Below are 22,317 nucleotides of genomic sequence, written 5' to 3' on the forward strand. Positions count from 1 at the left end.
CTCCACTGAAATGTTTCACTGTTTTCATATATTATCATGCAACCCAATTTTTTTCGATACGATAACCTATAGTCATTAGTAACTTTTACTTTAAAGTTTTATTGAAAAATTCTACAATCTTTGTATTCATTGTAATATGGTTTGCCAGCTTTTCTGTTTGATGACCTTCATCTTCAAATATGAATAATTCAACATCTTTTTTCATTTCACGCATTTCTTTTGTCAGTTGTTCCGCTTCACTAACCGGAACTCTCGTATCATTCTGACCATGAAAGACGAGCAAAGGTGCTTGAATACTGGCAAGATGATTTAAAGGTGCAATTTCTTCAAAGAAATCATCATCCACACCAAGAGTTCCGTATTCGCATTCCCTTAACTTTCTACGCCAAGAACCTGTGTTTTCTAAGAATGTCTTAAAGTGCGAAATTCCGACAATATTAACTCCTGCTGCCCACAAATTTGGATAATGGGTTACTGCGGCTAGAACCATGAAGCCACCATAACTTCTGCCCATTATTCCTATTTTGTTACGGTCAATCGATTTGGTTTGAACAAGATCCTCCACTAAACTTGCAAGGTCCGCAACAGCATCCATTCTTTTTCTTCCATCATCTAACTGAACATATTTGCGACCATACCCCATGCTCCCTCTCACGTTTGGAGCTACTACAGCAAATCCTTTGGAGATTAAATACTGAATGACAGGATTAAAGCTCGCCCTAATTTGGCTTTCCGGACCCCCATGTATGTAAATAACAGTAGCTTTCGGATTTTGTTCCTTCGAATAGTAGAAATAAGGGACTTCTAGTTCGTCAAATGACTTGAACTTACATACTTCTGGCTGTGTCCAAAGATGCTCTATTTCTTCCGAAACGCCAAAATACGTTAGTCGTTCAGCTTTCCCCTTCTGTATATCATATGCCCAAATATCACCGGGCATAGTAGCACTTTTCAGGGAAAATATAAAACGATTGTCACTCAACCAAGAAACCGAATCGATCACTCCGCTTGGAACATCCTCTAACTGATTAACATCGTTTGTTAGAAGATTATAATTCTTAATAATGGAAGTTCCACCAGTATTCATGTTAACGATAAGCGTTTCCTCATTAGGAGATAATGAAATTTCTTCTACATCCCACATAGGCTCATTAAATAGTTTTTCCAATTTCTCAGGTTTGTCAATAAAAAAGCGATAAACTGCTAGATTATCCATCTCAAAGTCTGATAAAACATATCCAGTTCTTCCATCCTTCGAAAACACTACTGATTGATATCTTGCAAAACCTTTTTCAGGTCCTATTTTTTTCATTTTTTTTGTTTCAATATTTAAAATGTATAAAGAACTATCAATATTTGTTTCTTGAATACTAATTACAATATTCTTATGATCATCATTCATCCAACATATCGGAATACAATTCCCATCGAATTCAAACATCACTTCTTCTTTTCTTGTTGCAAGGTCAAGGACGAAAACATCAAAGCAACCACTATTTCGTCGATTACTTGAATACATAACTTTACTTTCATCTGAAGACCAACCACCAAAGTTATGAAAATGATCTGGGGATAAAACAAGTTGTTCGTAGTTCCCATCTTCATTTACCAAATAAAATTGTTGTTTTTCATTCCCTTTATAGTCCATTCCCATTATTGTTCGACTTCCAGATGGCGAGTGAAATACAGACATGATTCGATCTTTAAAATCACCAAATGGCTGTACATTACCGTCGTTGCCATTCCAACTATATGCTTGGGGCATTCCAGTTTTTTTACTTAAAAAAGTGAATTTATTTTTTCCAGGTATTACAACTGGTTCATAACCATTGACTACATTCAAATAAAGCGAAAGTTTATCCTTCATTTTTACACCTCTTAAACTAATTTTTATCAAGCCCAATAATACAAAGCTAAACAGACAAATGAAATACTCAGAGTGGTAATTGAGATTATAGCAGTTACTTTTTTCAAGATTTCTTTTACAGATAGTTTCCATTCAATCAGTTTATGATCGCTATCGACAAGCTTCTCTGCTCTTTTTGAAGCTCTTGATTGTGGAAATATTAAATAATTAAGCTTCTTAAATCCATTGGTAACTAAATTTAAGAACTTAGATTCAATTATGACGATAATCGCATACATGACTAAGGTTATAATACCTACAATAAATGTTAAATTAGTAATCTCGAGGAATGATAGATTTTTCATTATACTTACAACTAGCCAAACGATGATACTAACACTAGCAACAAAAACATTTATTTTCATAATCCTCACCTCTGGCTACCCATTTAACTTAAAACACCCCTCTATCAAAAAAGAAAGATAAAGGGGGTGTTCAATTATTATTTTTCTGTTACTTCTGCCCACTTCATAAAAGGAAAACGGTTAACAAATTTAGCTGCGTCTTTAATATTTTTGTTCATCAAATATGTGTTTGTATAGAAATAAATTGGCATCATTGGGAAGTCAGTCATTAAAACTTCTTCAGCCTGATGAAGTAACTCATAGCGTTTTGCTGTATCTTGTTCTACTTTAGATTCTGCCATTAGGCGATCAAAGTCTTCATTAACCCAACCTGTACGGTTATTTGGACTATCCCCTAAATAGTAATCCAAGTTTACAACAGGGTCTACAAACAATCCAATCCAGCCCATACGAGCCATTTGAAAATTATGTGCTTTTGTCGTTTCTAGGTATGTTTTCCATTCCTGATTCGCAAGCTTAATGTCGACACCTATATTTTTCTTGAACATTTCTTGAACTGCTTCAGCAATTTTCTTATGGTTTTCATCTGTATTGTACAGTAGTGTAACTTCCGGAAGAGTAGTCCAACCTTCTTCAGCCATACCTTCTGCTAGTAATTTTTTTGCCTTATCCAAATTCTCTTCAAAGTAATCTCCGCCAACTGCACGGAAATCCCCTTCTGGTGAATCCGCTCCAACTGGAACCATCCCATATGCAGGAGTTTCTCCAGCTAAGGTAACGTTTTCAGTTAAAACTTCACGATCAATTGACATGCCAAATGCTTTACGAACTTTTTCATTTGTAAAGGGTTCTTTCTCTACGTTAAACATGTACATATACGTTCCATAATAAGGAACAATTTCAAAGTCATCCTTATCTTTTTCAGATTCAATTACATCTGTCGGCAAACTCTTTATGAAATCGAGTTCACCCGTCTTATACATTTGATAATATGTTGTAGCTTCACCAACCATCTTGAATGTGATTTTATCCAAGTTTACACTATCTTTATCGTAGTACTCATTGTTTTTCTCGATAACAACTTCACTGTCGTGTTCCCAAGCTGTCATTTTGAATGGTCCGTTACTTACATACGTCTTAGCTTCAGCAGACCAGTTTTCATTGCCAGCAACTAGTTCTTCTTTTACTGGATAAAATGTCCACATCGTTAACAATGTTTCAAAATAACCAAGTGGCTCATTTAAAGTTACTTCTAATGTTTTTTCATCTAACGCTTTTACTCCAACGTCTTCTGCTTTAGCATTTCCTTTGTTATACTCTTCTGCACCAACTAAGTAGTATAGATAGAATGCAAAAGAACTTCCCGTGTCCGGATTAAGAACGTGCTTCCAAGCAAACTCAAAATCATTAGCTGTCAAAGGGCTTCCGTCGGACCATTTTGCACCATCACGAATTGTGAATATGTACTTCTTTCCGTCTTCCGAAATCTCTGTTTTCTCTGCTAATCCCGGAACTGCACTTCCATTTTTATCACGTGTGTAAAGGCCTTCAAAAATATGATCTAAAACCCAGCCTGATGTTGTATCTGTTGCTAACGCCGGGTCAATTGCTGGCGGCTCACTTCCTGCGTTCATTACAATTTCTTGTTTTTCAGCTTTTCCGGATGATGAATTACCATCTTCTTTACCTTTGTCACTACTATCTTTATCTTTTCCATTACATGCTACAAGAACAGCTGAAAGTGATAAGATAGTAATCATTAATACGAATAATTTCTTCAAATTTAACCCTCCCTTATGTTTGTAAAACTACTTAATCCAGACACTTTTATTAATCTAAATGTCCCTTTCAAGGATATAAATGACACGCCGTCCAGTGATTATCTTCCACCTCCTTCCATTGAGGTTCGATTGCTGCACATATATCCATTGCCTTTGCACAACGCGTTCTAAATCGACATCCACTAGGCGGATTAACTGGACTCGGTGGATCTCCTTTAAGTACAATCCGTTCTCGTTTAATCGAACTAGGATCAGCAATCGGAATTGCAGACATTAATGCTTGTGTGTAGGGATGCAAAGGACTCTTAAATAAATCATCGCTACTGGCCAACTCCATCATTTTCCCTAGATACATTACTCCAATGCGGTCACTAATGTGCTTGACCATTCCTAAATCATGAGCAATGAATAAATATGTCAGTTGTTCTTTTTCTTTTAAGTCCTCTAATAAGTTTATTACTTGTGCTTGTATGGAAACGTCTAAAGCAGAAATTGGTTCATCCGCCACAATAAACTTTGGTTGAACAGCAAGCGCCCTCGCAATACCAATACGCTGCCTTTGACCACCACTAAATTCATGGGGATAGCGTTGGGCATGTTCGGGTCGGAGTCCCACTTTTTCTAACAAACTATAAACGATTTCAAGTCTTTTCTTACCTTTAGCCAAATTGTAGCCATCGATGCCTTCCGCAATAATTTCGCCGATTCTCATTCTTGGATTCAATGAAGCATGTGGATCTTGAAATATTATTTGCATTTCGCGGTTCATTTCACGTTGATCTTTCTTATTTAATCCGGTAAATTCTTTTCCTTCGAATAAAATTGAACCTGAAGTAGGGGTATCTAATCCTACGACTAATTTTCCAAGACTCGATTTCCCACTGCCACTTTCTCCTACCAAACCAAGCGTTTCACCTTTATGAATAATTAATGAAATATCGTCAACTGCTTTGACCGTTTTCTTATCCGCTACTGGGAAGTATCTTTTTAAATTCTTGATTTCAACTAAAACTTCACTCATATAGAGACCTCCCTAAAGCAAGAACTTCGTCAGCATTTGGTGATTGCTCATCATTTAACCAACATTTCGCGGAGTGACTAGAACTAATTTCATAATCTAGGGGCATTTGATCAACGCAAATATCCATTGCATATTTACACCTTGGTGCAAATGGACACCCTTTTGGAGGTGCAAATAAGTCAGGCGGTGAACCCTCAATCGGAATCAGTCTTTCCTTTGTCGTACTCATGAAATCCGGAATAGACTCCATTAACCCCCATGTGTAAGGATGCTTCGGATTCTCAAAAATCTCATGAACTGTCCCAGTTTCCACAATAACACCTGCATACATGACCGCTACTCTTTCAGCGGTTTCCGCAACTACACCTAAATCATGTGTGATTAAAATAATTGCCGTATCTGTTTTTTCTTTCAACTCAATCATTAATTTCAGTACTTGTGCTTGAATCGTTACATCAAGAGCCGTTGTTGGTTCATCGGCAATTAATAATTCAGGTCTACATGCTAATGCAATTGCAATCATTACCCGTTGGCGCATTCCCCCACTAAACTCATGAGGATATTGGTCATAACGCTGCTCTGGATTAGGTATTCCTACTAGTTTAATCATATTAATTGCTTGTTCTTTCGCATCACGTTTACTTATTTTTTGATGAATGATTAACCCCTCTGCTATTTGAGATCCTATCTTCATCGTCGGGTTTAAAGAAGTCATTGGATCTTGAAAGATCATACTGATTTTAGAACCTTTTAATTTTCGCAACTCTCTTTTCTTTAACTCCAATAAATTCTGTCCTTTATAGTGAATCGTCCCATTTTTTATATCAGCAACGCTCATCGGCAATAAACCCATTATTGTTTGTACCGTGACACTTTTACCGCTACCACTTTCGCCTACAATCGCAAGAATTTCACTTTTGTTAATGTGAAATGAAACATCACGTACAGCTTTGACTTCTCCGCCATATGTCCTGAAATTCACTTCCAAATTTTTCACTTCTAATAATTGCTCCATTTACACACCTCCTATTTTCTATCCCTTGGATCTAACGCATCTTGGATACCATCTCCAAATACATTAAATGCAAACATAGTAAGTGAAATCAGGAATCCCGGGAAGAAAAGTCTCCACCATTGACCACTTAAAATGACACCTAACGCATCATTCGCCATCGTTCCCCAACTCGCAAATGGTGCTTGAACTCCTAAGCCTAAAAAACTTAGAAATGATTCGGCAAAAATCGCTGTCGGAATTGTAAATGTTAAATTGACAATAATAATCCCCATTGTATTCGGCAATAGATGCCTCGAAATGATTTTCGTATGGGATGTGCCTAATTTCTCTGCGGCTTGGACATATTCTTGTGATTTCAATTGGAGTATTTGCCCCCGAATTATTCGGGCCATACCAACCCATCCTGTAACGGACAGGGCAATAATAATAGCTGTTATTCCTGGTTCCATGATTACCATTAATAAAATAACGATTAATAGATATGGAATTCCGTAAAGCACTTCAACGATTCTCATCAATAAGCCATCAATGCGATCGCCCTTCTTTCCGCGTCCGGCCATATACCCCGAAACGCCACCTACAATTACACCTAGTATTAGATCTATAAGCGCTGCAACAATACCTATTATTAAAGAAACCCTTGCTCCATACCAAGACCTTGTCCACATATCCCGGCCTAAATTATCTGTTCCGAACCAATGTTCCACCGAAGGAGGCAAGTTCGTTTTTGTAAGATTTTGTTCAGAAGGTGAAAACGGAACCATCGACGGTCCAAATAAAGCTAGAAATACAATAATCGCTAGTAAAAAGAAACCTAATAACGCTAGCTTGTTTCTCATGATACTTAGTAGCGTATCCTTCCATACACTTAAACTAGGACGTTGAATATCATCAATTACCTTTTTACTTGGATCTATAGGAGTAAATAAGGAATTATCTGCTCGTTTAATTACCACGTTATCCCTCCTTACTCGTAAGACTAATTCGTGGGTCAATAAGTCTGTACGAGATATCTATCAAGAAAAGTGTAACTACCAAAATGACACTGAAGAAGATTGTTGTTCCCATGATGACTGGATAATCTCGGTTAAATATACTATCCACGAAATAACGGCCAATGCCTGGAATAGCAAAGATTTTTTCAATTACAAACGTTCCAGTAATCAACGAAGCGAATAACGGACCTATAAATGATACAACTGGCAGGATAGCATTACGAATCCCGTGTTTAATAACAATTCCAGCTGTACTTAATCCTTTTGCATCCGCAGTTTTAATATAATTCGCATTCATAACTTCAATCATGCTTGACCTCATAAATCGTGCAACGACGGCTAGCGGCATGGAAGCTAATGCAAGTGACGGCAGCACTGTATGTTTCCAAGTTCCCCAAGTCGCTACTGGGAATAGACCCCATTCGACTGAAAAGAACTTTATTAACAATGGGGCTAAAATAAAACTAGGAATTGATATCCCGATAATCGCTATAATCATCGCTAGATAATCAATGAATCGATTATGATAGAGTGCTGCTATTATTCCAAGGAGTAAACCGAAAACGAGTGCTAATACGAGTGCTTGAGCCCCTAGCAGTGCCGAAGGAGGAAACCCGGATAGAATAATATCATTTACCGATCTCGTTCGTGATTGTATAGAAGGGCCTAAATCTAGCGAAACTAAATCCTTTATGTATAACACATATTGAACTGCGATTGGTTTATCCAGATTATATTTCGCCCTCATATTATTTAAAACTTCCTCTGGTAAAACGTCAGCATCAGAAGCAAACGGATCACCTGGTATAAACTTCATCATCACGAATGTCAATGTCGCAATAACCCATATCGTTAAAATCATTGTAAAAAAACGCTTCAATATATACATTTTAGTCTCTCCCTCCACCACCAATATGCCAAGCATTCAGTCTACTTGATATGAACTTTTTGATACTTCTAATTGAATCATTGTGTTAAGTTCTATAATTTCACTATGTTCATATAACGAAAGAATCAACTTTGTTATATGCTCCTGATTTGCCGCTGCAACTTGAATTAAAAGCGGATATTCCCCAGTAGTTATTGTGATATATCTGATATGCTGAATATTTTTTAAATCTTCAATTACTTTATTCAAGCCGTTTGGTTTTATTTTAAGTTGAATAAAAGCCCCTTCCTTTAACCCAATTGTTATGGGGTTTATTCTGCCCACGATTTCTAATATTCCACTATCAATTAAATTCATATATCTCATTCTGATTGTTTTTTCTGTTACCTCAAGAGTTTTAGACAAATCTCTAAATGACATGCGCCCATCTTTTGACAGTAATTTAATTATGCTTTTATCTAAATTATCTATACTACTTTTCACTTTCCACCAACTTCCAGTATGAATTCACAAATAAAATCCCTTTTAAATGGTTCAATATACAAATAACGACTTGAAAACGATACTGGATCTGAAATTTCATATCGTAAAAAGATACGTTATAGGTTATTATAGTTACACAGCTATCAGAAAGCAACCAATTTTCTTATTACTTTAAAAGGAGAGGATTAATAATGTTAATAATAAAGAATGCTAAAATAATCACAGTCTCATCTGAAACGATTGAAGAGGGTATGATAGTGGTAAAAGATGGGCTGTTTTTGTCCATCGGAAAAAATCTTGACATTCCTTCAGGAGCAGAAGTCATTGATGCCCAAGGAAATATAGTTACCCCAGGTTTAATAGATGTACATACTCATTTGGGCGTAAACGAAGAAGGTGGAGGCCGCGACGGTCATGATTTTAACGAGGTAAGTTCAGAGGTTACTCCAGAAGTGAGAGCCCTAGATGGAATACTTCCAAGTGATAAAGGTTTCGAGGACGCTAGAAACTCGGGTGTCACTACAGTACAGATTATGCCAGGAAGCGCTAATATTATTGGTGGCGAAATGGTTGCACTAAAAACCATTGGTAATGTAGTCGATCAAATGGTTATTAAAAATCCATCCGGCCTAAAAGCAGCAATGGGTGAAAATCCGAAAAAGTTCCATGGTGAAAAAGGAAGAGCTGGTTCCACCAGGATGGGAGTTGCCGGTCGACTTAGAGAAAAGCTAATCGAAGGCCTCAACTACATTAATAAATCTGAAATTAGCTCTTTTGAAAGAAATCTCGGATTAGAAAATATAGCAAAAGTTTTACGAAAAGAAATCCCTTTAAGAGTCCATGCCCATCGTGCTGATGACATTGCAACAGCACTTCGAATTAAAAGAGAATTTAACATTGATATGACAATAGAACATTGTACAGAGGGGCATAAAATTTCAAGTTTCATCGCTGAACACGATGTAATGGTTTCCGTCGGTCCGACAATGTCTACAAGGTCAAAACAAGAACTTAAAGATAAAGGCTGGAATACTTTAGTGGAACTAGTTAAAGAGGGAGTCCAGATTTCAATAACTACAGATCATCCAGTAGTTAGTATTGAACATTTAAGAACGAGTGCAATTCTAGCTGTAAAGAGCGGTCTCTCAGAAAAAGTAGCACTTGAAGCAATTACGTTGAACTCTGCTAAACATATTGGAGTTGCAGATCGTGTAGGCTCAATAGAAGTAGGAAAAGATGCAGACTTCGTTATTTGGAGCGGGGATCCTTTTGATTTAAGATCAAGTGCCCAATCTACATTTATCAATGGCAAATGTGTGTATCGTTCCCATTAATAAAAATAGACAAGAATGCGGAATTGGCATCTTGTCTATTTTTATATTTTATTGTTTAATTAATACTGTTCTTCACATACTCTTTAACAGTTACAATAAATTTATTGTGCTCATCTTTTATTACTCCATGACTACTTTCCTCAAAGATAACCAATTTACTGTTTGGTATTTTTTCATTCATAAATATCGATCCTTCAACTGGTGTTATCCAATCATGTCTCCCAGCAATTATTAATGTAGGAACATGTATAGATGGTAAAAAATCGACTGCATTATAATCTCTTAAAAAACCTCCAAAACCTTCATTTAATGCTTCATAGGAACGATTAGATCTCCTGCTTGCATTTTCTCTTGATAGGTTCTCTTCGACCGTATCTTTATAGCTATATGAATATAATGGCGCCATAACTTCATAATACTGTTCTTGCTGATCGCCAGATTTAAAAGCACCATCCCATAGCACTTGTGCCATCTCTTGTTGTTCCTGCGTCCCTTTTTGCTTCACAATTTCTTTTGCTTTATCAGTGAAATCACTGCTCGGTGCCGTTACAACAAGCAATAATGATTTCAGGTTTTCTTGATACTTTTTAGCATATTCCAATGCAACCATTCCACCATAGGATTGTCCTAACAGAACAATTTTATCTAACCCTAGGTACTTTCTTAGTTCCTCTATATCCTCTACATTATTTTTCATCGTATATGTAGACTGTGGACCTCTTTCAGATTTACCACTTCCCCGATTATCGATATAAACGAGTTGCATTACTTCTGATAATGGGCTAAGTGCTGGTTTGAAACCTGTATGATCTCCTCCCGGGCCACCATGTAATACAAAACAGACCGGTTTTTCTCTCATCATTGGTCCTTCAGGTACAAATCCAGCACCTTCTACATCAAAAAACAGCTTAATTCCATTAATATGAGCGTACATTTTAAAACCTCCATTATTTTTTTAAAGTATTCACCTTCCCTGGACTATTTCGACACCTTGTCGAATACTCCTTTTTTATAAAGATTAATGAGAGACTGATTGCCTAATTCCGGTGATTTCTATTTTCTCTAAGCTGATATTCAATGCTGATTAATAGACGATGGCTCAACTTTCGGAGTTGAATAACCTTGGTCAAATCGCATTTAGCTACTGGATGAATGCCTAACCCTTTTCGGCTATGAAAAATGACAGTTGCGTTACTTGACCGACTGATGCATCAATCATATATCTACCTTCCTATAACTTATCGTCATTAATAACAACAAAGTTAGAGTGCTCACGTTTTTCCGGTTCTAGAAACTCGACTAAATCTTCTTTATCCGACTCCATATCATAAAAAGAATATTCATCATTATAATTATATATACTCGGCACTATTTATTTGTAATTCATTAGGGGGTGCTACCTAATGAGGTACAAATCAGTGGAAACTGAAAAATACTCACGAAACCAATGAATAAATCTAGCGTAGAAGCGATGTTTGAGGTATTTTATATTTCTACATATATGTTCCTTGCTTTCCATTTGCTAAGTGCCGAGTTTATAGGCTATATCTTCTGCCTGCTCTTGTGTCATTATTTTAAACTTAAACCTTATGATTTTCTCCCCTTTTATATCGGCACTTTTCTATAAATACAGCAACATTTCTCCTTCTTTCTCGTATAATTCAGCTTCGGTAAACATATTTTTTAAATACTTTGTAATAACTGATTTATCTACCTCAAACAGCTCACCTATTATTTTTTGCGTTATCCAAAAGTTTTTTTCGATTGAATGGGTACCTGTCACCATATAGCGTCGACTTTTCTCGTTTAAACCGGGAATTAAAAATAGGATTCCTTGAACGACATGAGCCATCCCGGAATCCTTCTATTTATCTAGGAAAACCAGGGAAAAATTGGTTTTCAAAGCCTGGAAATCTTTGGTGTCTAAAATCTGGAAAAAATCGGTTTTCAAATTCTGGAAATCTTTGGTGTCTAGAATCGGGAAAGAATTGGTTTTCAAACCCTGGAAATCTTTGGTGTCTAAAATCGGGAAAGAATTGGTTTTCAAATTCTGGAAACCTTTGATGTCTAAAATCAGGGAAAAATTGGTTTTCAAATTCTGGAAACCTTTGATGTCTAGAATCAGGGAAAAATTGGTTTTCAAAGCCTGGAAACCTTTGCTGTCTTTCATTAAAACGCATTGGATTTACCACTTTTTAACTCCCTTCATAGAGTACAGTATAGTATAGACTATGTATAATTAATGAAGAAACTTAGACTAAGACCTATGTTTGGGAACCATTACATGGAACAATTTTGAATTGTTCTTTGCATAAAACTTTTGAGCAAATCTACATATACACTTTTCCCATGGGCTATATTTTTCATTATGGGAATAATCAGGGTTATCTTAATTGGTAATCTCAATAAAAAAATAAGAGCAAAATTAGCCTTTTAATTAACTATAATTTTGCTATACATCCAAAAACAAATTATCAGGCGTATTGATTATCCAGAAATCAGGTGTGAGTACTATGCAAATGAATTCAAGGGTACTGATACGCCAACCATAAGCACCAAGCTGAATACACTCAATAAAACGACTGAGTATAAAAAACTAGCGTCACTTTATAAACGTACAGCGATTGGAACAGAAAAGGGCAGGCAAATGATTTCTCATTCGACCTGCCCTTTTCTGTTACTAATTCATCAACCCACAGGCGGAACAATCGGCAACTTGACGATTATCGTTGTGCCTTGCCCGAGCGTGCTTTTCACTTGAATGCTTCCATGATGAAGAGAGACCATTTTTTGGACGATGGCAAGGCCCAGACCATTGCCGTTGTTGCTGCGATTTCGCGACTTGTCTGTTTTATAGAATCGCTCGAAAATGGAGTTAAGTTCTCCTGGTGAAATGCCGATTCCAGAATCGGTTATGGAAACTTCAACTTCTTTTGAATTGTGACTGATACCGATGTGGATCATTCCATCATCCGGCGTGAATTTAATACTATTCCCGATTACATTCATCCATATTTGATTGAGCAGGTCCGCATCGGCCGTTATTTTGACAGCAACAGGCAGCTCAAGGTCAATTCGAATGTTTCTAGCCGACGATTGAGGCTTGCACGTGACAACTATTTGTCTGATTTGCTCATCGAGGTTAAACGTTACCACTTCAAAAGGATGATGTTCCGAATCCAGAGAGGCGAGTTTCAGTAAATTATCACCAAGCCGCGACAGTCGTCCGCTTTCTGCAATAATGATGTCCAAATAATACACCCGGTCACCTTCTGCAACCAGATTGTTGTTCTTTAAAGCCTTTGCAAAGCCGGAGATGGACGTTAACGGCGTCTGAATTTCGTGAGATACATTCGAAACAAAATCCTGCCTCATCTGCTCAAGCTGCTTAAGCTCATTCGCCATCTCATTAAAACTCTGAGCCAATGCTCCCATTTCATCCGTGCGTTTCATTTTTAATTCCACATCAAAATCACCCTTTGCCAATCGTTTGGTCGCTTGTTTCAACACTTTCAGAGGGTTCACTAAATACCTGGCGGCAATGAGAATGCACAAGCTTCCTATCAACAATGCGAGTAGCAGAACAATCAGCACCATGCGATTGATGATGTTTTCATTCTGAGGAGAAAACTGCAAAAACATAGCATACTGTTTCCCTTCGAATTGAAAGGGGATACCGATGAACGCCTCTTCTTCCCTAGCGTTCGAGCGGTAAACGTTTCCTTGCAACACTTTTCGAATCGCTTCCGGTGAAATTTGGATGATATTATTATTTTTTAAACCATAGAATGTTGCTTCTTCAGCCTCATCGAATAAATGAATCGGATAAGCAGATAGCTTCACCATACGTTTGATGAACATATCCGTATCTTCAGGTCTTGTCTGTTCATAGAGTTGAATGATTTCCTCTCCTGCTGCAATCATGTCATTCTGCCCAACTTCGTTTATTTCTTTCTTGAATAAAATAAGTCCGATCAGAGAGGACGTAAGCAGGCTAAAGATAATGACTGCCAGAAACGTAAGAATTACACGGGCATACAAGGTTTTAATCATGGTGTGCCACTAACCTGTACCCTAAACTGCGGGCTGATTCAATATGAAAATGCTGCGCATCATCGGCAAACTTTTCCCTTATCCGCTTAATATGGACATCGACAGTCCGGTCATCACCTTCATAATCCACCCCCCAAATCTGCGTGATAAGCTGTTCCCGAGTAAATATTTGACCTGGCTGGCTGGCCAGCAAAAAGAGCAACTCAAATTCCTTTAAAGGCAGATTTAGCACTTCGTCCCCCCGAATGACTTGATAGGTTCGGCGATTCAACACGATCCCACCCAACTGTATGGTCTGGGAGGATACGATCATGGAACGTTTCAGCAACGCCTTTACTCGCATTACAAGCTCCATCGGGTCGAATGGCTTCGTCAAGTAATCATCTGTTCCGAGCTGGAAGCCCTTCACCTTCTGTCCGGCTTCTGCTTTGACCGTCACCATCAATAGAGGGATATTCGAATCCCTGTGTCTGATTTCTCTACACAAATCCCAACCGTTCATTTCCGGCATCATAATATCAAGGATGACCAGATCTATCCGAGAATTCTCCACAATGGAGAGGGCTTCGGCACCGTTTTTTGCCTCTATAAGTTCAAACCCTTCATTCCGCAAAAACAAGGACATTAGCTCACGAATATGAGCGTCATCATCCGCAATCAATATTTTGGCCATTAGAATGATGCACCCCTTCAAATTCTTCAATGAATACGTTTAATTATACCGTTTATTGTACTGCCTTGAAAACTTCTACTGAGAGTTGACCGCTAACGAAAGAGGGTCATCCCGATTAACAAGGATGACCACGTCTTTGAACTTTAAGCGTTTCTTCTATTAACCAAATTGCCATCCTAGTAAATTCCAGTGGTAGAAAAACAGACTCAAAGCTACCGCCCCAAGAACGATAAGCGTGTAATACACGCGCTTGAAAACTGTCCAATACTTGTTTTTCCAGACCTGGAATGTGCAAAGCAACAAGGCGATGGTCAATCCGACAAATATAATCGGCATGATGAGAAAAATTTTCACTGAATTAGAAATGTGACTTAACCGCTCCAATGTGTCCATATTCATAACCTCAGTAATTGTCAGAACACAGGTTATCAGTGCCCAACCGGCGGTGACCACCAAGAGCCAGACTGCACGTTTTTTTGGCTTCTCCATCTTGTTAACACTGCGTACCCGAAAGGCGTATCCAATCAAAACGCTGATAAATAATACAAATGAGATTCCAAGCAGGGATAACCAAAACTTACTTTGATCAATTAACTGAGTACGCTCGAGTGGCAAGCCCGGTAGAAAATCTAACATCATTTCAGTAGGTTCTCCCGATTCATTGGTGCGAAAGGCCATCTGATTCGGGCCTCCAACTTGCTGGAACAAATTCTCTTCAATCGGCACATATAACATTTGTTCTTCTCCCTGGCCGATTGACAGCTGATTGTCAGATACAGATACATTGATTTCTGTCAGAAGACTAAAAAACTTGTCTATATGGCTGAAGTTACGGCGAGTGAATTTATAGGAACCCGCATATTTCTGTACATCTACTTCGGAAGGCGATGCTGGGAGTTTGACTTCCGGCGCTGGGAAATAGTGATCGAAAAAGGCTTGTAACATCCCTGCCTTGGCATCGTCGCCATTGCCACCGCTATAGGAGACAAAAATGCCGATTTGCTCTTCCGGAACGAGATAGAGTTCAGTAATGAATAGCGTGTCTGCCCCGCCATGAGAGATTACATGCTGTCCGTTGACATTTAGCTCAAAAAAACCAAGCGCCATATCCGGTAAACGTTTATCAAACTGGAATGCCGTCGAATGCATTAATTTAGCAGTTTCCGGCTTCAGAATTTGTTTGTTTCCATAACTCCCGTCATTGAGATGAGCAATCATGAAATGAGACATATCAAGCGCAGAGACCGTCCCTGATCCAGCTGGGCGGAAACCAGCCTCAAACGTGGTTGGCTTGTTAACGAATTTTTTGTTCTCACTAGCATAACCTAGCACTTTATAAGGATCTAATGACGCAGGAATAGGTTCCTGGACTGTCGCATAGTTCATATCGAGTGCGTCGAAAATATTTTTTTGAATATAGTCATTGTAGGGCATGCCACTAACCTCTTCGACAATCAATCCAGCCAAAGTAGCACCATAGTTGGAATAGGAGACCACCTCACCCGGTGGTCGCACCCGCGCCAGCATATGCTCGGTAAGCGTCTCGGAAATCGACCCAGGCAGTTTCTTCTCATCTGTCGTGATCTGGTAGCCCATCCCCCCTTCTTCGAACCCCGCAGTATGGGTCATAAGATCGCGCAACGTAATAGGTTTCAGATAGGTATCCGGTATCTTCATCGATTTCAAATAAGTGTTGATGTCGGTATCAAGGTCAAGTTTGCCCTGTTCAACCAATTGCATTACTGCCGTCCAAGTGAACAGCTTCGTTGTCGAAGCGATTCGGAACATGCTGGTTTCGGGTTCGATCGGGGCGTCTTTTTCGATGTTGGAATGTCCATACCCTTTGGAGAACAGGACCTTGTCATCCTTCACAATCGAAATGACTGCTCCTGGAATTTCGAACAGATCCATATTCGATTTCATCACTTTATCGACGAACGCCGCAACCTCAGCGGAGTCGTTCAGATCCGCAGGCTTTGCATCCGATTTAACAGCTTGCGAGGCCGCCGCAGAAGCGGGTTCCTGTACCCAGAACAAGCTCGCCCCAGTTCCAGTTACCAGAAACGCCAGTAAAATTACTCCGGCAACAAGCTTCTTTTTCACAGTTGCTGGCATTCTAAACATCCGATTTCCAGGTTGTTTCGAACTATTATTTTTCATTTTCGTAGTTGTCGGCATTATGAGCCTCCGTATTCAAATTATTTTGATCCAAGCAATTTGTCCCGCATTAACGGGCAGTAAGACCCCCACTTCAAGGCTTAAGGGTACCCGAAGAAGCGTAAGTGGGGGATCAACTGCCCGAAGAGCTTGCGGAATATAGTTCGATTCCGCTTCAAATCCCGAATGGTTCAACTAACAATCAGTGGGGGATGAAGAAAACCCCCTCTGATTGAAGTTTCACTTTATTTCGACTGGATTTGTAAAGCTTATCAAAAAGTTATGAACGGAGAATGAACAGCCAGTATTTAAGCTGGACAATGCTATTGAGTTCACTCAATTCGCGACGACAACAATTTTGCAAGATCACATTGAAAGCCATACATCTTTAATGTTAGAGGTGAGTAATTACTTCATTCACTAATAATGAACGATACAAAACTAAACTGTATGGAATGAGTTGAAAGAACGTATTGATGAAGGCATTCAGGCAATTGACTTGGTATGGAGTGACTATACGCCAGCGGCAGAAGTAGCTGAAGAGGCGGCGGCTATTGCGAAAGAAGCTATAATGGAAACAGTTGGGGAGGAAGGTTTTGCACCAGCTATTATTACATCGGCTAGCGATGATTTCCACTTTTATACGATTCATCGACCAAAGCTGCAGGCGGCGATGATTGGCATTGGGGCAGATCCTGGCCCGGGACTTCACCATCCCGATATGACATTTAATCGGGATGCCCTTGATATCGGTGCACGCGTGTTGGCCGCTACATTGAAAAAGCTTCTTATTTGGAAGACTGATAAAAGGGAGGACTATCCAAAATTTTAAAAAAGATATATAAATTAAAGGACACAACATATTTTATATGACTAATGTGTTGTGTCCTTTCTATTTCAACTTACACAGTTAAGTACATTATTTCACAAACTCGTGCTTTTCCCCTTCTTTTATAGACTGTGCAATAGCTTCACATTTTTTTATAGCCCAAATGTAATGAGTGGAAGTGTTTGCTGCGAAATAGCTGTATAAATCACTTGTTTTTGTCCACTTATAGTATTTTTTTGTCATAATTTCTTCATTGGTATGTGATTTAATTAGTTCCATCACTCTTTCATGACTCAACTTAAATTTTTTCACAGCTTGATTTAATGTTACATCTTGATAGTTTTCCCAAATTTGCATATTAAGCAGCTTGATAGTACGCCATTTATAACCAGGTGCAGGCATAAAAGGAATATCCCCATCCATGCCCTCTTTATACCATCTCTCCAGTATTGCATGCCATTCATACAGGTGCATTAATACATCACGAAAATTCTTGTCTCTTTCTTGAGTTTCAATAGAAATACTCCTTTTTCTGCTAGGTACTGATTCAATTATTTCAAGCAATGATTTTAAATTTTTGTCGCTATCCAGTAAAAGATTTTCTTTTTCATTTTTTGATATCATGAAAATTCCTCCTTTTTTCACTATATATTATCATAAGAATGCATGCCCTTTTATTAGATTTCAGAAAAATTTAAGTTAACACCTTGTTGATTACAGTCAATTTCATAATTTGTAATCCAACCTGTTAGTTAGTTGAAGAAGAAGGGGGGAACGTTGTTCAGTCTAAAGAAAACATTGGCAAGCTACCTGATTACGTTGTTTACCAGGCACGGAATGTACTACATAAAGAAATTATCCTTTCCAATTCGATCTTCCAAGCGACTTTTTTTGAATAACGAAGTTTTATCTTTCGGCAAACGTTTGATAATGATCTGGATACCCTTTTTTTCCGCGTCGTCAAGCAGTGCAAAAAGTACTGCCTCACCTGTTGCATCAACGACGGAAAGATGTTCCATATCAAGAATGATTTTTGTCGCTCCAGACTCAAGAAGTTGTGGATACTTGTCTTCAAACACTTTAGCAGTCCCGAAGAAAATGGGTCCATCTACAGTATACTTTGCCAATGAAGAAGGACTTTCTATACCGAATTTCACAATTTCGACATCAGAAAGTTTGGCTTTCTCAATATGGAGTTTGCCACTCATTTTCTTCAAAAATGACAGAGCTGCGAGCAAAATACCGACTTGAACGGCGATAGTTAGATCGATGAAAATAGTCAATAGAAATGTTGTCAATAAAACAATAGAATCTCCTGAACGAATCGATAAAATATGGACGAATGCTTTTCGGGCACTCATATTCCATGCGACGTACATAAGAATTGGTGCCATCGCAGCGAGTGGAATATGCGATGCATAGGGTGCGAATAATAATAGAAATGCTAGAACGAATAGACTTTGTACAACTCCAGATATAGGACTGACAGCACCAGAGCGGATATTTGTCGCAGTTCGTGCAATGGCTCCTGTTGCTGGAATACCGCCGAACAATGGCGTAATGATATTGGCAATTCCTTGTCCAAATAGCTCCCGTTTTGAATCATGTTTCTCTCCGCTTTTCATACCATCTGCCACAACAGCGGATAACAGTGATTCGATTGCACCGAGTGCGGCAATAATGAGCGCAGGTTGCCACAGTGACACCAATTTGGACAAGGTGATGTGTGGGAAATGGAAACTCGGCAGTGTCTTTGGAATACCGCCGAATGCTGTCCCGATTGTTTCTAATTTACCAGGGAAAAAGAAAAATGAAATGATTGTCGGGATGAGTAACGCAACAAGCAGTAAAGGAATGCGTGGAGCAATTTTGGGCAATAAAAAGATAACGGCTAATCCGATAACTGCGATTAAAATACTACAGGTATTGACCGTATGGAACTGCCTAATGAGGTCCAGCATATTTTCATGGAAAAACTCTTTTTTCTCTAGGCCAGTAATGCCAAAGAAATTACTAAACTGTCCTGTAAAGATGATGATAGCAATCCCAGTCGTGAAGCCGATTGTGACCGAACGCGGAACAAAGTGGATAAGATTACTAATGCCGAGAAAACTCATAATGACGAGAAAAATCCCTGCTAGAAACCCGGCAATGAGTAAATCTTCATAACCATACTGCAAGACAATTGCTAGCAATATCGGGATGAAAGCTCCCGTGGGTCCAGCAATCTGGAAACGGGAACCACCTAATAGTGCAACAAGGAGACCTGCAATGATTGTCGTGTAAAGACCATACTCCGGTTTAACCCCGGAAGCAATTGCAAAAGCCATCCCAAGCGGAATGGCTACAATACCAACCGTAATTCCCGCAATCAAATCCTTGCGAAATCCAGCCGCGTTATAATGAAGATAACGATTATCCTTGAACATTTGATTCACTCCGTTCAAGCTATTTTATCTGAAAACTCCTTCATTTAGTATAAAGGACAAAAGACGTAGTGACAAGGCGCGAAGGAGAGGTCAGTAGAGGCAATCTGATTGCAAGTTCATATAAAATAGAATACTATTTAGATGTCTGAAAATATGAGGATGGGGTGTTTATAATGACAAGATTACAGGATAAAGTTGCGTTCATCACTGGTGGAGCATCAGGTATGGGGGAAATGATGGTGAAGCTTTTCACTGCACAAGGTGCTACAGTTGTTGCAGCTGATATTAATGAAACTGCACTTGAAGAAAAATGGGGCGGCCTTGACAATGTCATGACTTTGAAATTGAACGTTGCTTCTGATGAAGAATGGGAAACAGCCATTGCTACAGTTGTCGATAAGCTTGGTAAAATCGATATCTTAATTAACAATGCAGGTATTTCAACAGAAAAAGGCTTGAACGATTTTACAATCGAAGACTGGCGCCGAATGTCAGACATTAATGGCTTCGGTCCATTCCTTGGTATGAAGCACGTGCTTTCTACGATGAAAGAGGCTGGTAAAGGCTCAATCGTTAACATTTCTTCTTACACAGCACTAGTCGGTATGGGCTTGAATCCATATTCAGCATCTAAAGGAGCGGTACGTGCAATTTCACGTGCAGCTGCAGTAGACTTCGGGAAATGGGGCATTCGTGTTAACACTGTATTCCCTGGCATTATCGAAACGCCAATGGTTGCCAACCTTCAGTCTTCCAAAGCAATACTTGAAGGCTTGATCAAAATGACACCACTTGAGCGTCTTGGTAAACCTGAAGATGTTGGAAATGCAGTTCTATTCTTGGCATCAGACGAAGCATCATACATTACAGGTGCAGAACTTGTCATTGATGGTGGATACTCTGCTAGGTAATTAAGAGAAGTAGAGTCTCTCCACGCGCAAAAAAGACCGCTGTGCCTTGTGCACAGCGGATTTTTGTTATCTCTTTATCAATTCCTCTAACTTTAATAAAACCCCGTCATAGCCCATTTTACAGGCCAGTTGCGTTAGATGAGGTTGCTCCACACGTGCGGTGTCGAGAATAGCTTGCCCAGCGAATGCTTGGCGTGTTGGACCATCGTATAGCAGCTTGCCATTACTAAAGATAACCGTTCGTCCAAACGTTTCAGCTACAAAATCCATATCATGCAAAATACACAGCACGAGTTTACCTTGCGCATATAGTTCACGAATGATCTCTTTCAATTTCTTCTTACCGCGTGCATCTTGCCCCATTGTTGGTTCGTCGAAAATCACGATATCCGTATCCATAGCAAGTATCGAGGCAACGGCAATCATTTTCCGTTCCGCGAGACTTAAATCGTATGGATTCTCTCCGGCTTTATCCAATAAACCAACAAGGTCCAGCATTATCTCTGCATTAGCACGCGCAACTTCGGGCGCCTGTCCGATGTTGAGTGGCCCAAATAGTACTTCATCCAAGACATTATTTTTGAAAATCTGGTCGTTCGGATTTTGAAAAACGAGACCAACTGTACTGGCAATTTTTGCAGCTGTCGTATTTTTTATGTTTTTACCATTAATGATGATATCGCCAGAACTCGGTTTCAATAGTGCTTTCAGTAATTTGACGAAAGTTGTTTTACCCGCGCCATTTTGCCCGATAATAGCTGTCGGTTCACCTCGAAATGTTACATTAATCCCCTGTAAAATAGGTGCTTCTAGTGAAAAAACCAATCCAGACCAACTCGCACTCTCCCTTTTCAACGAAGCGGAAGTCACATCCGATGAAAAGATAGAGGAACCAACGCTCGAAACGATTACTTATCGTCGTAAAAAACGATCCGGTCAAATCGAAGCGATGCTTGAAAACCTGCCAACTGAAACGATTCACTATCGTTTACCAGATGAGGAACAGGCTTGTTTGTGTTGCGGTGAGCAAGTACATGAGATGAGTACGGAAGTACGCCGGGAGTTAAAAATCATTCCCGCACAAGTAAAAGTCGTTGAACACGTGCGCCATGTCTACAGCTGCCGGAATTGTGAACGTGAAGGCACCGAAACGCCCATTGTCACGGCGAAGATGCCAGCACCTATGTATCCAGGTAGCTTAGCATCGCCATCGGCAATGGCTTATATTATGAATCAAAAATACGTCGAGGGTATGCCCCTTTATCGACAAGAAAAACAATTGGAACGTCTAGGTGTCCCTTTATCACGTCAGACTTTAGCGAACTGGATGATGTACGGGGCAACTCATTGGCTAATCCATCTTTATGAACATATCCGCACCTATCTATTGATGCAGGATGTTCTTCATGCGGATGAATTATGTTGAGCTACACATAATTCATCTTATGTTGAGTCATATATTATGTAAAGTCCAAAATATTACCCTAGCGAATACTCGGAGTCGATGCATAATCACTCAACATAATATTTAGATGT

At 39.1% G+C, this 22,317-nt stretch carries 20 protein-coding genes and 1 pseudogene; 4 read left to right on the forward strand and 17 right to left on the reverse strand.

Annotated elements, in window-relative coordinates:
- Nucleotides 1-85: 85 nt before the first annotated feature.
- The 8 genes from H4683_RS18015 to H4683_RS18050 form a co-directional block, all read right to left on the reverse strand.
- On the reverse strand, nt 86-1,867 hold the full coding sequence (locus H4683_RS18015; protein ID WP_192600220.1) for a S9 family peptidase: 1,782 nt from the start codon (nt 1,865-1,867) through the stop codon (nt 86-88).
- 26 nt (nt 1,868-1,893) lie between these two features.
- Nucleotides 1,894-2,271 (reverse strand): DUF3899 domain-containing protein, encoded by a 378-nt coding sequence (locus H4683_RS18020; protein WP_192600221.1) that lies wholly within the window; start codon nt 2,269-2,271, stop codon nt 1,894-1,896.
- A 77-nt stretch (nt 2,272-2,348) separates the two neighbouring features.
- Entirely contained in the window at nt 2,349-3,992 is a 1,644-nt protein-coding gene (locus tag H4683_RS18025) for a peptide ABC transporter substrate-binding protein (protein ID WP_225942204.1), read from the reverse strand.
- 67 nt (nt 3,993-4,059) lie between these two features.
- Nucleotides 4,060-5,013 carry an ABC transporter ATP-binding protein gene (locus tag H4683_RS18030; protein WP_192600222.1) on the reverse strand — a complete coding sequence of 318 codons (954 nt, stop codon included), beginning with the start codon at nt 5,011-5,013 and terminating at the stop codon, nt 4,060-4,062.
- Nucleotides 5,006-6,028, reverse strand: coding sequence for an ABC transporter ATP-binding protein (locus tag H4683_RS18035; protein ID WP_192600223.1), 1,023 nt, complete (start codon nt 6,026-6,028; stop codon nt 5,006-5,008). Before H4683_RS18035 ends, H4683_RS18030 begins: the two co-directional genes overlap by 8 nt.
- A gap of 11 nt (nt 6,029-6,039) precedes the next feature.
- Nucleotides 6,040-6,984, reverse strand: coding sequence for an ABC transporter permease subunit (locus tag H4683_RS18040; protein ID WP_192600224.1), 945 nt, complete (start codon nt 6,982-6,984; stop codon nt 6,040-6,042).
- A gap of 1 nt (nt 6,985) precedes the next feature.
- Entirely contained in the window at nt 6,986-7,912 is a 927-nt protein-coding gene (locus H4683_RS18045; RefSeq protein WP_192600225.1) for an ABC transporter permease, read from the reverse strand.
- A gap of 36 nt (nt 7,913-7,948) precedes the next feature.
- Nucleotides 7,949-8,395, reverse strand: coding sequence for an AsnC family transcriptional regulator (locus tag H4683_RS18050; protein ID WP_192600226.1), 447 nt, complete (start codon nt 8,393-8,395; stop codon nt 7,949-7,951).
- Between the two features lie 191 nt (nt 8,396-8,586).
- On the opposite strand from H4683_RS18050, the gene H4683_RS18055 reads away from it, so the two are divergent.
- On the forward strand, nt 8,587-9,729 hold the full coding sequence (locus H4683_RS18055) for an amidohydrolase (protein ID WP_192600227.1): 1,143 nt from the start codon (nt 8,587-8,589) through the stop codon (nt 9,727-9,729).
- A gap of 55 nt (nt 9,730-9,784) precedes the next feature.
- On the opposite strand, the gene H4683_RS18060 is transcribed toward H4683_RS18055, so the two are convergent.
- From H4683_RS18060 to H4683_RS18085, 6 genes are all read right to left on the reverse strand, one after another.
- The gene (locus tag H4683_RS18060) at nt 9,785-10,663 is read right to left on the reverse strand and encodes an alpha/beta fold hydrolase (RefSeq protein WP_192600228.1); all 879 of its coding nucleotides are present in this window, start codon (nt 10,661-10,663) and stop codon (nt 9,785-9,787) included.
- A gap of 687 nt (nt 10,664-11,350) precedes the next feature.
- A complete protein-coding gene (locus tag H4683_RS18065) occupies nt 11,351-11,581 on the reverse strand; it encodes a virulence RhuM family protein (RefSeq protein WP_192600229.1) in 231 nt (76 codons plus the stop codon).
- A gap of 16 nt (nt 11,582-11,597) precedes the next feature.
- On the reverse strand, nt 11,598-11,921 hold the full coding sequence (locus H4683_RS18070) for a hypothetical protein (protein WP_192600230.1): 324 nt from the start codon (nt 11,919-11,921) through the stop codon (nt 11,598-11,600).
- A gap of 496 nt (nt 11,922-12,417) precedes the next feature.
- A complete protein-coding gene (locus H4683_RS18075) occupies nt 12,418-13,782 on the reverse strand; it encodes a HAMP domain-containing sensor histidine kinase (RefSeq protein WP_192600231.1) in 1,365 nt (454 codons plus the stop codon).
- Nucleotides 13,775-14,455: a response regulator transcription factor gene (locus H4683_RS18080; protein ID WP_192600232.1), complete on the reverse strand. Its 681-nt coding sequence runs from the start codon at nt 14,453-14,455 to the stop codon at nt 13,775-13,777. The genes H4683_RS18075 and H4683_RS18080 overlap by 8 nt, the downstream gene beginning before the upstream one ends.
- Before the next feature lie 159 nt (nt 14,456-14,614).
- The gene (locus tag H4683_RS18085; protein WP_225942205.1) at nt 14,615-16,633 is read right to left on the reverse strand and encodes a serine hydrolase domain-containing protein; all 2,019 of its coding nucleotides are present in this window, start codon (nt 16,631-16,633) and stop codon (nt 14,615-14,617) included.
- A gap of 439 nt (nt 16,634-17,072) precedes the next feature.
- On the opposite strand from H4683_RS18085, the gene H4683_RS18090 reads away from it, so the two are divergent.
- Complete coding sequence (locus H4683_RS18090) at nt 17,073-17,444, forward strand: M20/M25/M40 family metallo-hydrolase (protein WP_192600233.1); 372 nt, start codon at nt 17,073-17,075, stop codon at nt 17,442-17,444.
- A gap of 87 nt (nt 17,445-17,531) precedes the next feature.
- Here H4683_RS18090 and H4683_RS18095 read toward each other — a convergent pair whose 3' ends face one another.
- Nucleotides 17,532-18,065, reverse strand: a complete 534-nt coding sequence (locus H4683_RS18095) for a ClbS/DfsB family four-helix bundle protein (protein WP_192600234.1) — start codon at nt 18,063-18,065, stop codon at nt 17,532-17,534.
- Nucleotides 18,066-18,283: 218 nt separating this feature from the next.
- Nucleotides 18,284-19,870 (reverse strand): SulP family inorganic anion transporter, encoded by a 1,587-nt coding sequence (locus H4683_RS18100; protein ID WP_192600235.1) that lies wholly within the window; start codon nt 19,868-19,870, stop codon nt 18,284-18,286.
- Between the two features lie 173 nt (nt 19,871-20,043).
- On the opposite strand from H4683_RS18100, the gene H4683_RS18105 reads away from it, so the two are divergent.
- Complete coding sequence (locus H4683_RS18105) at nt 20,044-20,781, forward strand: SDR family NAD(P)-dependent oxidoreductase (RefSeq protein WP_192600236.1); 738 nt, start codon at nt 20,044-20,046, stop codon at nt 20,779-20,781.
- A 66-nt stretch (nt 20,782-20,847) separates the two neighbouring features.
- Here H4683_RS18105 and H4683_RS18110 read toward each other — a convergent pair whose 3' ends face one another.
- On the reverse strand, nt 20,848-21,651 hold the full coding sequence (locus H4683_RS18110; protein ID WP_420826584.1) for an energy-coupling factor ABC transporter ATP-binding protein: 804 nt from the start codon (nt 21,649-21,651) through the stop codon (nt 20,848-20,850).
- Between H4683_RS18110 and H4683_RS18115 the strand changes: the two are divergent.
- A pseudogene (locus H4683_RS18115) lies at nt 21,578-22,198 on the forward strand (transposase); the annotation flags it as partial. The gene H4683_RS18110 and the pseudogene H4683_RS18115 overlap by 74 nt on opposite strands.
- Between the last annotated feature and the right edge of the window lie 119 nt (nt 22,199-22,317).

It is taken from the genome of Sporosarcina limicola (assembly GCF_014873855.1).
Classification (GTDB): Bacteria; Bacillota; Bacilli; order Bacillales_A; family Planococcaceae; genus Sporosarcina; species Sporosarcina limicola.